We start from the raw sequence: 13259 nt of genomic DNA, 5'->3' as shown, positions 1-13259 counted from the left end.
AATCTGTATGCGTGATCGCCCTACAGGGCCCCAGTCGGAAGAGGATCAGGCCGGGGCGCCGGCACTGCAGCCGCAGCCGGAACGCCGCCGCTGGCCGCGGGAGCCCGCAAGCCAAGGACCCTCGCGCTCAGTCGCGCCGCCGGCACTGACCCCCATGCATTTCTCGACACGGGAGCTTCGACCGGCAGAACAGTTTCAGGCCTGGCGGGCGCACATGGCGCCTCTGGTCGAGGTCCGGTTGGCTGACGGCATTCCGGTGGAGGGCGGATTTGTCGCCGACCAGACCGCCTGGCATTTCGGCAATCTGCTCATCGTTCAACAGCAGGCGCCGGGCCACAGCTACCTGCGCCCTCAGGCGATGCTGCGCGCCAGCCCGATCGATCACTGGTATGTGGAACTGCTGCGCAGCGGCATGACCTGGACGGAAGTCGACCGCCGCGTCACGGAAAACAGTCCCGGCAGGCTGGCGTTCCGTTCGCTCGGCTATCCCTTCCGCGGCCGGGCGACGGCAGCGGACGCCGTTCTGCTCTTCATGCCCTACGAGCTATTCGCCGACGATGCCGCCGTGCTCGGCGAAACCAACAATCTGGTATTGTCGGGCAACCTCGCCGACCTTTTGATCAACTACATCAACGGTATCGAGCCGCGCCTTGACCGCCTGACGGCGGAGGAGATACCGCGGATCGTCCACACGGTGCACGACATGGTCGTCGCTTGCGTCGCCTCATCGGCAAGACCGGATGGCGCCGGGGCGCAGACGAACAAGGGGATGATGGAGCGGGCGCACCGATACATTCATCTCAACCTGCATTCGCCCGGACTGACGCCGGATGCCATCGGCCGAGCGATCGGCGTCTCGCGCACCCGGCTTTACCAACTGTTCGAAGCGAGCGGCGGTGTTCTCAACTACATCCGCAGGCGCCGGCTGCAGCAGGCGCATGCGGCGCTCAGCGATCCGGCCGACAGCCGGCCGATCGCCGAGATCGCCGAGGCGGCCGGGTTCGACGTCGCCGCCAATTTTACCCGCGCCTTCAGCCACGAATACGGCGCGAGCCCCCGGGAAATCAGAAAGGCGGCGGCAGTGGAGCAGCGCCCGGTCGCGCCGGTTGCCCCGGCCGGGCGGCATCGCGGGTCGACGATCGGAGACTGGCTCAAGGCGCTTGGCAGCTGATCGTGCGTCTTTTCAGACGCGCAAAGGGCGCCGTAGCACGTTGCACCTCCGCCTCTTGCTTTCCGAAAAATGATGCGCGAGAGGTGATTCCACCTGACTGCAAAATGCTCTAGCCGAGCCGGAGATCAACGCCCGGATGCAGCTTCTTGAGGTTCGGCAGCGACTTGGATTGCCAGGGAAATTCCGCACTGCCGCGCACGGTGAACTGGACGTTCGGCCGCTTGCGCGCCTCGATGGTCAGCTTGGCGAGCAGGTTGATGCCGGACGAATTGAGAAACTCCAGGCTGGTGACGTCGACGGTAACGCGGTCCGGTTCGGCTTCGAGAATGCCCATCACCAAGGAATATATCGGCGCATAGGCCTCCGTACTTGGCAACCGCATGGTGCCATCGAAGTAGATGTCCTTGCCCTCCGACCAAACGCGATACTCTTCTTCCTTTATTTCCATATTCTTCGTTGCCCATCAATTCGAGGGATCGGGGACTGTAATGGACGCATAGGTCTCGAGCGGGATCCTGCTCTCCTGTTCGCCGGATCCGAAAACCCAAGCGAAATGAGCGCCATAATCGCTCATCAGTGTCAGAAGGCCAAGTCCCGAGCCGCTGGAGCTCGCACCCGATGCATTCTCTTCGATCCGTTTTATCAGGAGATCGCCCGGGTCCCCCGTGGTGATCTCGGACAGCAGATGCTGGAAGCGCTGCGCCGTTTCCTTGTCGACAAAGTTGGATACCTTTGCCCGGAAGGCATTGGACGCGACCGAGGCTTCGACGGTGATCTCGCCCGCGGCTCGGAACTTCACCGCATTCTCGATGAGCTCGTTGGTCAGATAGCCGACATTGTGCCGCACCTCCTTGTAGAGGTTGCGGGATGTCCGATAGCGCAGGGCGACGAACTCGGCGACGAAATCAGAGGTCATCGCGCAGTGCTTCCAGCTCAGGTCGAGCGGGCCTTCGAACAGGCGAAGCATGGTCACGTTTTCGCCCGTACCGATGGCGAGGTCTGCCATTCCATATAAGGTCGTCATCGCTTACCTGTGTCTCATCACTACGACTGTTATATCATCGTGGATCTTCTGTGTGCCGATATGCGCCATCAGATCCTCGATAATTCCCGCTTTGACATCCTCGGCGCTGCGGCCGAGACGGCGGCGAGCGCTTTCGCAAAGCCGCTCGATCCCGAAAAGCTCGCCGTCCGGGCTCTCCGCCTCGGTCACACCATCGGTGTGGAGAATGACCATGTCGCCCACGGCAAAGGCGATCTCCTGCGTCGCCACGAAGGCCGAGATGTCGGGCTCCAGGCCGATCGGCAGACCGAGGTCGAGCGTATCGATCCGCTCGACGCTGCCGGCGCCCCGCACGACGATCAGTTCCTCGTGCTGGCCCGACAGCATCAGGCTCTTGCCGTCATAGTCCAGAAAGGCGAGGGAGAGATGCTTGTTGGCATTGGTCCTGACGATGTTCTTGTAGAGGGCGCGGTTTACCCGGTTGAGGAACTGCGACGGGTCCATGTCACCGGCTTCCTGCAACGCCCGCGCCACCGATTGCACCATCAGCATCAGCACGCCGCTTTCCAGGCCGTGACCGGTGACGTCGCCGATGCCGATCTTCAGCCGTTCTCCGTCCCTCAGCACGTCATAATAGTCACCGCCCACCTCGTCGGCGGGCCGCATGTAGGCGGCAATCTCCAGGTCGGAAATTTCCTCGAGTTCACCCGCCTTCGGCAAGACCATCAACTGGATGCGGCGGGCAACGTCGAGCTCGGCGCTCAAGCGTACGTTCTCGCTGCGCAATTGCTCGTTCAGCGCCGAGATCTGCAGGTTCGCCTCTTCGATCTCCTTCGTCCGATCCTCGACGAGTTGTTCGAGATTTTCGGTGTGGAAGCTGATCTCCTCGGCCATGCGGTTGAAGGCGGCACCGGCTTCGCCGACCTCGTCACGCGTCGGGATATCGACCCGGACGGAATAGTCCTTGGCCTGAATGCGCGTTGCGGCACCGGCGAGCGCGCTGATGCCGCCGGTAATGCGCTTCGATATGGCGAACACCGCCGAGGTGACGAAGAGAAGCGACACGAGCAGCGCCAGGACCTGGTAGATCAGGATCCTGTTGGTCGCCTCGGTGATGCCGGCTTGTGCCGCAACGAGCGAGGCGTAGATCTCGCGCTCCGGGACGACGATGCCAAGCAACATGGATTCGCGGCGAACCGGTCCTGAAACCCAGAGATTCGTTGGCTGCAGCTGTTTCAGGACGACGAGATAGGGCACCTTCTCGCCGTTCTCGTCGAGCAGGACATGCTGCAACAGCCCGTCCTGATCCAAGGGCAGCTTGGCAATCGCCTGTTGCGCACTGTTGCGCAGCGACCGGTCGAGGCCCGTCACGCCCTGGCCGCTGGTGTCGCTCGACGACTGAAGGCCGATGACCTTTTCGCCGACCGGGTTGATCGCCACCACATTGCCGTCCGACATGGTGAGGAAGCCGAAGCCATTGTCGGCGACACGGACGTTCTCGACGATTTCGGCCAGTTGGTCGAGCGTGATATCGGTGCCGGCGGCACCCGCCACGCGCTTGCGGTCGTAGGACCACAAGGGCTGGAAGAAGCTGACGATCAGCTTGCCGGTGATCGCATCCGTATAGGACGCCGTCTGGGTGATGTCGTTGTTCACCGGACGCGATGCGGGATTGCTGGCCCATTGTTCCCACGATTCGTAGAGGCCGGGGAAGAAGAATGGCCAGAAATCCGCCTGGTTATGGCCCGGATAGAGCCGGTCGAAGGTCTGTGCCTGGTCCGTATAGGGAGCCGTCCTGAAGATCGGCCGCTCCTTCGGGCCGATATAGTACATCTGCAGCTTCGACTGGCCGTTGGCGAGCAGGCTGGGCGCGACCAGGTCGAGGACTGCGCTGTTCTCGATGTCCGTCTGGACCTCGGGCAAGGGGACGTGGTTGGCGTCGAGCAGATACCCCCAGACGCTCACGACCGACAGGGGACCAGGTAGGTTCTGCGCCCATCCGCCTTTCTCGTCGTAGGTGACGGTTACGGTGCCGGGGGCGCCGCGTGCCATCGCTTCGCCGATCTGCGACTTTCTGACGGGACGATCGATCTGCGCCTGCAGCACGCCCGCAAGCGTGCCGACATCGGAGTGAACCTGGTTGAGAAGCAGGTTGACGCGAGCGGCCGTCGTTTCCGCATAGGATCGAATATAGTCCTGGTTCGCCTTTTCCAGGCCTTGGCCGACCTCGGTCGTGGCATCCCGGGACAGGCGCTGCACGTTGAAGAGTGCAAGTCCGCCGGTCACCAGCAGGTCGAAAAGCACGGCGCCGCCGACCACCAGGATGAACTTGGCGCGGAACGAACGCAAACCGAAGCGGATGATCTTTTGCTCGAAAGGTTTCATAGCGGCTTGCGTCCGGACGCGGCCCAGATCGGCCAGCCAGCGTAGCCCTTGGGGTGGAGGGCCGCGAAGATATGGTCGCGGAAGCCCTGACGGAAGCGCTCGATGAACTCCGGCGGATCGCCACGCTTCACGGCCATCTCGCCGGCATAGACATTCTCCCAGGCGGTAATGACGTCGGCGAAATCCTGCGGATCACCGTCGTGATTGGTGACCATGAAGGATTCGACGAGGATGTCGTCGAATCCGGCATCGGCGAGATAGCGGCGGCTTTTCGGGCCGAGCTCCACGTCCATTTCGAAATGGCTGAACAGCCTGGCAACCTCGTCATAGGTCCATTGAATGCTCTGCGCCCGAGGTTCGCCGAGGCAGTGCGAATTCTTCTCGTTCGTTATGTACACGCGTCCGCCCGGCTTGCAGATCCGGTACAGCTCCTTCAGCAAGAGGTCCCGCTGGTTGAAGATCTGCAACGAATGGCGACAGGTCACGAGGTCGAACTGGTTGTCCTCGAGCAGCATCTCGGATGCGTCGCCATAGGTGTATTCGATATCCGAAATACCGAAATTCGCCGCGACGTCGCGCGCATAGGCAAGGCTCGCCTTCGAATGATCGAGCGCCACGATGCGGGCCGGCTGGAACTCCTTGCGCACCAGCACGGCGAAGTCGCCGATGCCGCAGCAGATGTCGGCCATGACTATCCCCGGGCGCATGCCGTGACGCGGCAGGATCGTGCGCTCGTGGCGCCACGTCATCTTGGTTTGCGTGCGCAGGATCGGAATGAAACTCGTGTCCTCGACGAAGCTCTGGCCGGGATAGAATTTCGAATCGTAAACCTCGACCGTGATCTGCGGTTCGATCTTGCCAAGATGCCGGAACATCCGTTCGGTCCAGCCGACGACGCTCGACGTGACGACGACGAAGCGGATGTCCGAGCGCGTGCGGCAGGCGTCCAGAACCACGCGGGAAAAGGCATGGAAGGCTGTATTGTTCATTTGCGCCAGGCGCTTCACATTGATGTAGAGGACGCCGCGGGCCTCTTCGATTGCGCTCCGGAACGCCGAAATGCTCGGAGCGATCTCGTCGACGGAGCGCGGCCGGATCACGCCCGCCAGGGAGAACTCCTGGCTGTTGGCATCGAAGTCTGCCTGGAACGGCGTTGAAAGGATTGCCGTACTCAACTCACAATTCCTTCAAGGGGGAGATCCACGACGATCGTTACCGATCGCGGCTTATCCTCTTCCAGACGAATGCTGGCGTCGAAGTTGATCGCCAGGTCGAGGAGTATGACCTCGCGGCTTGGTGCGAGATCGGTGGAAATAGCATCCAGATAACGGGCGTATGCGTCGTTCCTGTGGGTTCTCGCGACCGCCTCCTGGAAGAACTGGCGGTGGCCGGGCGGGCACGGAAAGGAGAGTTTCACACGCTCGTTCGGGCCTTGCCGATAGACGGCGCAGCCAATGCGGCCCTCCGGCGAGCCGCCGCGAAACGATACCTCCAGGAGCTCGTTGAGTGCGGAGGAGAAAAAGTTCGAGTGCCGCACCGGATCCGTCCGATTGTGACTGATCATCCGCGCCACGTAGGTCGACAGCTGATCGCAATGGTGCCAATCTGACAGGAAGGTTCCCATCTCCATCTCGAACTGGAGCAGCGGCTCGAACTTCGTTTCCACCGGCTGTCTTTGGGCTGCGTTCATGCTGCTTTCTCCGACTGCATGAGCGAATCCTGATTCGCTCACTTCCATGACTATATCGGACAGGCCCCGTTCGCCAGAATACTCCAGGTTGCGATGAGCGCGTCAGGCCCCCAGAGCCCCCGCCAGCGGCGCGGCCGCGGACTTGCGCAGGAACTCGCCGATCGCTGTCGCGGGGAGCGGGAAACCCAGGAAATAGCCCTGCAGCCTGTCGCAGCCCTCCTTCTGCAGCCAGGCAGCCTGTCCTTCCGTCTCGACGCCCTCGGCGGTGACGTCCATTCCAAGACCGTGCGAGAGGGCGATTATCGACCGTACGATCGTCTGGCTTTTGTCGTCGTGCTCAAGATCCTTGATGAAGTACTGGTCGATCTTGATCGTATCGAACGGGAAGTTCTTGAGGTAGCTCAGTGAGGAATAGTAGGTGCCGAAATCATCGAGGGAAATCTGGACACCAAGCAGGTTCAAGGTGTTGAGCGTATCGAGATTGTTGATGGTGCGCTCCAGCAGCACCGACTCTGTGATTTCCAGTTCGAGCCGGTCGGCGCGGATTCCAGTCACATCGAGGATCTGCGCGACGCGATCCGTGAGGCCATCGTGCAGGAACTCCGCCGGCGAGAGATTGACCGCCACGGTGAAATGGGACGGCCAGCTCATGGCGGCCCGGCAGGCCTGCTCCAGCATCCACTGGCCGATCTCGCTCATCAGGCCGTCCGCCTCGGCCATGGGGATGAATACGCTCGGCGGAATGATGCCGACCAGCGGATGGCGCCACCGCAACAGCGCTTCGAAGCCGACGACCGAGGCGCGCGGCTTGACGAAGGGTTGGTATTCGATGAAGAACTGCCCCTCCTGAAGCGCGGTGCGCAGACTGCGACGCAGCATTTCGCGCTGCTCGAGCACGATCAGCATCGAGCGGGTGAAAATCCTCGCCCGGCCGCGGCCATCCTTCTTCGCCGCGTAAAGTGCGATGTCGGCGGCTTTCATCAATTGCTCGATTTCGTTCCCGTCTGCCGGGGCGATGGCGATGCCGACGCTCGCGCCGACGAACAGGCTGATGCCGTCGACGGTAAACGGCTGCTTGAAAGCGTTGACGATCGCCTCGGCGAGGCGCTCCGCCTCCCTTGGCTGGTCGAACCTCCACTGGATGACGGCGAACTCGTCGCCGGCCAGCCGATAGGCGCGCTCGCGCTCTCCGAGGACGCCCTTGATCCGTTCCGCCGCCATCTTGAGCACGACGTCGCCGGCGCCGTGGCCGAGCGTGTCGTTTATCGGCTTGAAGTCGTCGAGATCGATCTGCATGAGCGCAAGCTTGGCGCCGCTCGGCACCGGCAAAGCTGCCCGCAACTGATCGCTGAACTGCCGTCGGTTCGGCAGTCCGGTCAACACGTCATGGGTCGCCTGGTGAAGCAGCAGCGCACGATCGCTCTCGCTCTGCGTGGAAGTCTCGCGACAGGTGGAGTCACTTTCCGCCTCCGCGACCCCGATGCCGCGCTCGACGCGAAAGACAACCAGGGTGCGTTGGACGCGCCCTCTAGCGTCGGTGATCTCGATGCTGCGCGGAATGCCGCTCGCCACGACGAAATCGACCGCCGCCTTGGGCCGTGGCGCCAGCAGTTCGGGATAGACGTGCCACAGGGTGGCCTCGACCAGGGAGTCGACCGCATAGGCCTTCCTCAGTTTCGGCGAGCAATCGACGAGGTGGAAGCTTTCGTCGTAAAAGGAGACGAGCTCGTCGGTATGGGCGAGAAAGTCGCTCTCGGCGGGAGATGAGGCAGACTTCGTCGCATCCGCATCAGGCATGCTGGCCTCCGTTGCCTTTCGATTTACGCTCACTAGAATGGCGCCGATCTGATAGCCGGCGAAGGTATTGCTTCAACCCAACTCAATGTTATCGCTCTTTTCAACCCTGCCTCCAGAAACTATCGCGGCCATTTTCCTGGTCAATGCCGTGCGATCGATGAGCAACCGTTTTCTGAAGGCGCCGCCGTCCGCGGCATAGCTCGAAAAAACGCTCGGTTTTGCCGGGTCATACAACGGCTTTTTTTGTGTTGCCACTACCAAAACCTGCAATTTTAGGGGTTGTTCAACGCCAGATGCCGATAAATGCTGAGAGGTGGCAACGGGGTTGAATCGTGCCGGTGTGTCTACGCCGAGGTCGGTGGAAACTGGTCGGTGCCGGCATTGGGAAACATCGTCTGGATCTGCGCCGAACTGCCAAGCAAGTGATTAGGGACGACTCAAGTGATCCTGAACCATCGTATCACGCGAATCTCGGTCGGCATTCTGCTCCTGGCCCTTGCAATTGCCGTCCTGCTACCCGGATTGACCGGCTATACCAGCCTGGATGGAACCGTCAATGCGCGCTTTGCGATTATCAACGCGCCGATCGACGGCGAGATTTCGAAGCCGCCGCCGAGGATCGGCACGCCTGTCGTGGAAGGCGAAACGCTGGCGATCATTCAGAACGAGCGGGTGAACCGCGCCGCTCTTGCGTCGCTTCGCGCTGAGCACGGCACTGCGGTCGATCGCGTTACCGCGCTGCAACGGGAGCGCGACGAACTCGTGCTGCTGCGTGACCAGCTTGCCCAGCGGCTGGGCGTCTTCCAGAGCGCGACCATTGCCAGCCTCGAGCGGCAGTTGCAGATCCTCCAGAAGCGTGTTGAGGTCTCGCGCGCCCAGGACGTCGTGGCGAAAGTCGAATTCGACCGTCGGCAGGAACTGGAGTCGAAGGGGATTTTCACGCGCAAGATGGTGGAGGCCGCGGAGGCCGCCGGCGCGGCGACAAGCGGCGAGGTCGAAATCAGCAATCTGACGGTCGACCTGTTGCAGCAGCGGCTCGATGCCGTGCGTCAGGGCATTTTCGTCATGGGCGACGGTCAGAACGATGTGCCCTATTCCCGCCAGCGCCAGGACGATGTGGTCGTCCGCATCAACGATCTCAACACCCGCATTGTCGAGAACAAGACGCGAGCAAGCCAGAGCGAACAGCAGATGATCGAGGAGGAGAGGCGCGTCCGCAGCCTCGAATCGGCAACGCTTCCTTCGCCCTTTAGCGGCGTCGTTTGGAGCAGGAATATTGTCAGCGGTTCAAACGTCATCCTGAACAATGAGATGTTGCGCATTCTCGATTGCCGCGAACTGTTCGTCGATATTCTCGTTCCCGAGGTCGACTACGACGAGATCTATCCGGGCCGCGAAGCGGAGGTCCGGCTTTTCGGTCGCGGCGAGGTCTTCAAGGGCCAGGTCCAGGCGGTCAAGGGCAGTTCCGCGGTCGTCGAGAAGGACTCGCTTGCCGCCAACGAGCCGGTGACCGAGGAGCGCAATGCCCGAATCCGCGTTGCGCTGACGCCATCGGCGCTCAACACCGACTTCGCCAATTTCTGTCAGGTGGGACGAACGGCGCAGGTCCGATTCTCGCAACGCAATATCCGTCTGACGCGGTGGTTTGAAAGCCTGTGGTTCAATCTCTTCTAGCCCTGGCGCCGACCCTCTTGGTCATCGCCTTCTTCCTGCTCGGGCCATCTAATTGGTCGCGCCGCGCGAGTTGGGCGCGGGCGATCACCTGCGCCTTCGTGGCGGTCGTGGCGCTACGCTACATGGTGTGGCGCCTGAGCGAGACGGTGCTTCCCTATCCGAATGACGGCGCCAATTTCTATTGGGTCTGGTTCGTGTTCATCGTCGAGCTCCTCGCCTTTTCCGAGGTCGTGCTGTTCCTCATCCTGATGAGCCGCTACATCGACCGGAGCGCCGAGGCGGACCAGCTCGCACGGGCCTTCTTCGTGCGGCAGGACAGCGAACTGCCGAGCGTCGACGTTTTCATCCCGACCTACAACGAACCCCTGGACGTGCTGGAACGAACGATCGTCGGCGCCTTGGCGCTCGATTATCCGAAGGACAAGCTCACGGTCTATGTGCTCGACGACGGCCGGCGCGACTGGCTCAAGACCTTCTGCGAAGGGCGGGGCGCGATCCATGTGACGCGAAGCGACAACGCCCATGCCAAAGCCGGCAACATGAACAATGGCTTGCGGGTGAGCTCCGGCGACTTCGTTGCCGTCTTCGACGCAGATTTCGTGCCCTATCGCAGCTTCCTCAGGCGGACCTTGCCGTTCTTCCAGGACGAGACCATCGGCATCGTGCAGACGCCGCAGCACTTCTTCAATGTCGATCCGGTGCAATCCAATCTCGGTCTCGAGAATATCTGGCCGGACGAACAGCGCCTGTTCTTCGACGAGATCGCGCCGAGCCGCGACGGCTGGGATGTGAGTTTCTGCTGCGGCTCCTGCTCGATCGCGCGCCGTGCGGCGGTCGACACGATCGGGGGCTTCCCGACCGAGTCGATCACCGAAGACCTGCTGACGACGCTGTCGATGCTCAACAAGGGCTACAAGACCCGCTATCTGAACGAACGGCTGTCGATGGGCCTGGCGGCCGAGAACCTGACGGGATATTTCGTTCAGCGCGAACGCTGGTGCCAGGGCGGAATCCAGACGCTCTACCTGCATAACGGTCCCTTGCGCGGGCCGGGTCTCTCCGTCTTCCAGCGGATCATGTTCCTGCCGATGTCCTGGCTGGTGCAATATTTGGTCCGCTTTGCCGTTCTCCTTGTACCCATCGTCTATCTCTGGTTCGGCGCCCTGCCGCTCTACTTCACCGATGTCGCCGACTACGTTGCGCACCAGGTCCCGCTGCTGACCGCTTACTTCCTGCTGATGCTCTGGTTGGCGCCGACCCGTTACCTGCCCCTGGTCTCCACCGCCGTTGGCACCTTCGCGACCTTTCGTATGCTGCCGACGGTGCTTTCGAGCCTCGTGCGGCCGTTCGGCAAGCCGTTCAAGGTGACCCCCAAGGGCAGCGGCAACGAGGAAAACCTCTTCGATGCCTATACCTTTACCTGGATCGCGGCCTTCATCGTCGTCACTGCGGGGGGGCTGCTGATCAACATCGTCCCGGAGACCGCCCATATTCAGGGATCGTTCTCGACGATCGCGGCGCTTTGGTCGGGGATCAACATCATCGTGCTCCTGATCGCTTCGCTGATCTGCTTCGAGAAGCCGCGCCGCCTGCTCCAGGCCTTCAAGCTCGACGAAGCCGCCGATGTCGACGGCAGCGCGGGACGCCTGGTGAGCCTTTCACTCGACAAGGCGGTCGTGGCCGTTCCCACCGAGACACGGTTCCAATCGACCCGCGTCACCTTGAATCTCGAAGGGTTCGCGCCGCTTCAGACGGAACTCAAGCAGGTAACCCAGCGGCGTGGGGACATCAGCCGTTCCGGGGACAAGCGGCGCTACTACCTGCATCTCCATTTCGACCTGCGCGGGTTCGAGCGCGACAAGATGATCATCAAGCTCTATACCGGCAACTATTCCCAGGAGGTCCCGGATATCGACAAGGCCGCGGTCTCCGTCAACCTGCTGCTGCGCGCTTTCGGGCGGACGCGCACCGCTTAGGCACAGCACCTAACTCGTCGCCGCGCCACGGCGCTGTAGGCATTCGTCCAGCTCCAGTGAAAGCTGCAGGCCGCGCTTCAGCGTGGGCAGGGGAAGGCCCAGCTGGATACGTCCGAATGCCTGTCTTCGCCGCTCCTGATCGCGCTCCCGCTGCCTGCGGACCGCGGCTACGGCCGCCATTGCGCGCTCGATGACTTCTTCCGCATGGGTCATGGAAGCCTCCGGTTTGTTCATGTTATGTTCTCATTTGTGGGTGGGCATGTCAAGCCGTCGGGAGATTTGGCGCAGGTCCTCGCTCACCGCGTGCCGCCAGATCGGCGTCGTCGGTGGGATCGGGCCGCGCATCGCATTGAACGCCAGGCTTGCGGATTGGCGTGCTGGTATGGTTTGAGTGGAAGCACAGACGGCCCGCGCGCCCTGCGTTGGATCGGGCACGACGCTGCAGCAGGGAACGGATCGGATCGTGGAGCGAAAAACCAATCTCAAGGACGTGGCGCGCGAGGCGGGGGTCTCGCTCAGCACCGCCTCGCACGCGCTGAACGGCACGGCGCCGCTGACCGTGGAGGTGCGCGAGCGGGTGCTGGAATCCGCCCGCCGGCTCGGCTATCTCGAAAGCCGGCGGAAAAAGGCGACGATCGCCACCGTGCGCGTCGTCCTGCTGGCGCTTACGAGCGACGCGGCGCCGCAGAGCGACCTCAACATGGTGAGCTGGACGATCCTCAACGGCGTGCGGCGCGAATGCGAGCGGCGCGGCATCCGCATTGTCCCTTTCGTCAGCGCCAGCACCCGCCTCGATGCCGCCGAGGTGCGCGCGGCGGCAGAGGACGAGAATGTCGACGGCATCCTCATCCTGAACGACGACAGGCCGGAACTGATCCGGGCGCTTTCCTCGCTCGACAAGCCGATGGTCATCCTCAACGGTGAGGATCCGTCGATGCTGGTCGATACGGTGACGGTGGAAAACCGCTTCGGCGCGCGGCTCGGGACCGAGCATCTGCTCTCGCTCGGGCACCGCCGCATCCTGCATCTGACCTGGCAGGGGCGCACGACAATCCGCCGGCGCTATGATGGGTACGTCGATGCGCATCTGGTTGCCGGCCTGCCGGCGCCGGAAAACATGGTGGTGGTCGCGGAAAGCTACGAGCCGCGCCATGGCGAGCAGGTGATCCGCGCCCTCCTGCAAGCGGACCGCAAACTCAGGGGCGCCACGGCGATCTTCTGCGCTGCCGACAACCTGGCGCTCGGCTGCCTGGAAGCGCTCGCCGCGGCCGGTATCCGCGTGCCGCAGGATATCTCGGTGCTCGGCTTCGACGACATCGTGCCGGGCGAGTTCAGCGCGCCGCCGCTCAGCACCATCCAGATGCCGGCCGACCGGCTGGGCGCCGCCGCGCTTTCCCTGCTTGAGCAAAGGCTGATCGCCAACGATCCGCTGCGCCCGGCGCATCGGCTCGAACTTGGTTGCCGGCTGATTTCAAGGGGCAGCATCGCAGCGCCCCGGAGATAGGGAAACAGCCTCCGTGTCTGTGGTGACGCCCGTTGTACGATCCGCCAATCGAGCGAAAC

At 62.4% G+C, this 13259-nt stretch carries 11 protein-coding genes; 4 read left to right on the top strand and 7 right to left on the bottom strand.

All coding sequences use genetic code 11. The annotated features are described in order from the left end of the window. The first annotated feature begins 7 nt into the window (after window positions 1-7). Entirely contained in the window at window positions 8-1171 is a 1164-nt protein-coding gene (locus RHIBR816_RS0120030) for an AraC family transcriptional regulator (protein ID WP_026187225.1), read from the top strand. Window positions 1172-1280: 109 nt separating this feature from the next. Here RHIBR816_RS0120030 and RHIBR816_RS0120025 read toward each other — a convergent pair whose 3' ends face one another. From RHIBR816_RS0120025 to RHIBR816_RS0120000, 6 genes are all read right to left on the bottom strand, one after another. Continuing rightward, window positions 1281-1619, bottom strand: coding sequence for a hypothetical protein (locus RHIBR816_RS0120025; RefSeq protein ID WP_018238375.1), 339 nt, complete (start codon window positions 1617-1619; stop codon window positions 1281-1283). 15 nt (window positions 1620-1634) lie between these two features. After that, window positions 1635-2195, bottom strand: coding sequence for an ATP-binding protein (locus tag RHIBR816_RS0120020; protein ID WP_026187224.1), 561 nt, complete (start codon window positions 2193-2195; stop codon window positions 1635-1637). A gap of 3 nt (window positions 2196-2198) precedes the next feature. Beyond that, entirely contained in the window at window positions 2199-4559 is a 2361-nt protein-coding gene (locus tag RHIBR816_RS0120015; protein ID WP_018238373.1) for a SpoIIE family protein phosphatase, read from the bottom strand. Next, window positions 4556-5734: a class I SAM-dependent methyltransferase gene (locus tag RHIBR816_RS0120010; RefSeq protein ID WP_018238372.1), complete on the bottom strand. Its 1179-nt coding sequence runs from the start codon at window positions 5732-5734 to the stop codon at window positions 4556-4558. The genes RHIBR816_RS0120015 and RHIBR816_RS0120010 overlap by 4 nt, the downstream gene beginning before the upstream one ends. Beyond that, a complete protein-coding gene (locus tag RHIBR816_RS0120005; protein WP_018238371.1) occupies window positions 5731-6249 on the bottom strand; it encodes a hypothetical protein in 519 nt (172 codons plus the stop codon). Before RHIBR816_RS0120005 ends, RHIBR816_RS0120010 begins: the two co-directional genes overlap by 4 nt. Before the next feature lie 102 nt (window positions 6250-6351). Then, a complete protein-coding gene (locus RHIBR816_RS0120000; protein ID WP_018238370.1) occupies window positions 6352-8046 on the bottom strand; it encodes a bifunctional diguanylate cyclase/phosphodiesterase in 1695 nt (564 codons plus the stop codon). A 441-nt stretch (window positions 8047-8487) separates the two neighbouring features. Between RHIBR816_RS0120000 and RHIBR816_RS0119995 the strand changes: the two genes are divergently transcribed. Both RHIBR816_RS0119995 and RHIBR816_RS0119990 read left to right on the top strand, forming a co-directional pair. Beyond that, entirely contained in the window at window positions 8488-9720 is a 1233-nt protein-coding gene (locus tag RHIBR816_RS0119995) for an HlyD family secretion protein (protein ID WP_018238369.1), read from the top strand. Beyond that, a complete protein-coding gene (locus RHIBR816_RS0119990; protein WP_026187223.1) occupies window positions 9702-11696 on the top strand; it encodes a glycosyltransferase in 1995 nt (664 codons plus the stop codon). The genes RHIBR816_RS0119995 and RHIBR816_RS0119990 overlap by 19 nt, the downstream gene beginning before the upstream one ends. Window positions 11697-11705: 9 nt before the next feature. Here RHIBR816_RS0119990 and RHIBR816_RS34425 read toward each other — a convergent pair whose 3' ends face one another. Beyond that, the gene (locus tag RHIBR816_RS34425; protein WP_034816552.1) at window positions 11706-11909 is read right to left on the bottom strand and encodes a hypothetical protein; all 204 of its coding nucleotides are present in this window, start codon (window positions 11907-11909) and stop codon (window positions 11706-11708) included. Between the two features lie 250 nt (window positions 11910-12159). On the opposite strand from RHIBR816_RS34425, the gene RHIBR816_RS0119980 reads away from it, so the two are divergent. Further along, window positions 12160-13200, top strand: coding sequence for a LacI family DNA-binding transcriptional regulator (locus tag RHIBR816_RS0119980; RefSeq protein WP_084811284.1), 1041 nt, complete (start codon window positions 12160-12162; stop codon window positions 13198-13200). The last annotated feature ends 59 nt before the right edge of the window (window positions 13201-13259 follow it).

The organism is Ensifer sp. BR816 (assembly GCF_000378985.1).
In the GTDB taxonomy this organism is placed as follows: domain Bacteria; phylum Pseudomonadota; class Alphaproteobacteria; order Rhizobiales; family Rhizobiaceae; genus Sinorhizobium.
Note: the sequence above shows the minus strand (reverse complement) of the source record. Positions and strands in the feature narration are given on the sequence as shown.

Bases quoted from the DNA above. Each gene is read 5' to 3' on its own strand.
- RHIBR816_RS0120015 (WP_018238373.1), bottom strand. From the start codon at position 4,559: ATGAAACCTTTCGAGCAAAAGATCATCCGCTTCGGTTTGCGTTCGTTC.
- RHIBR816_RS0120000 (WP_018238370.1), bottom strand. From the start codon at position 8,046: ATGCCTGATGCGGATGCGACGAAGTCTGCCTCATCTCCCGCCGAGAGC.
- RHIBR816_RS0120030 (WP_026187225.1), top strand. From the start codon at position 8: ATGCGTGATCGCCCTACAGGGCCCCAGTCGGAAGAGGATCAGGCCGGG.
- RHIBR816_RS0120025 (WP_018238375.1), bottom strand. From the start codon at position 1,619: ATGGAAATAAAGGAAGAAGAGTATCGCGTTTGGTCGGAGGGCAAGGAC.
- RHIBR816_RS0120005 (WP_018238371.1), bottom strand. From the start codon at position 6,249: ATGAACGCAGCCCAAAGACAGCCGGTGGAAACGAAGTTCGAGCCGCTG.
- RHIBR816_RS34425 (WP_034816552.1), bottom strand. From the start codon at position 11,909: ATGACCCATGCGGAAGAAGTCATCGAGCGCGCAATGGCGGCCGTAGCC.
- RHIBR816_RS0120020 (WP_026187224.1), bottom strand. From the start codon at position 2,195: ATGACGACCTTATATGGAATGGCAGACCTCGCCATCGGTACGGGCGAA.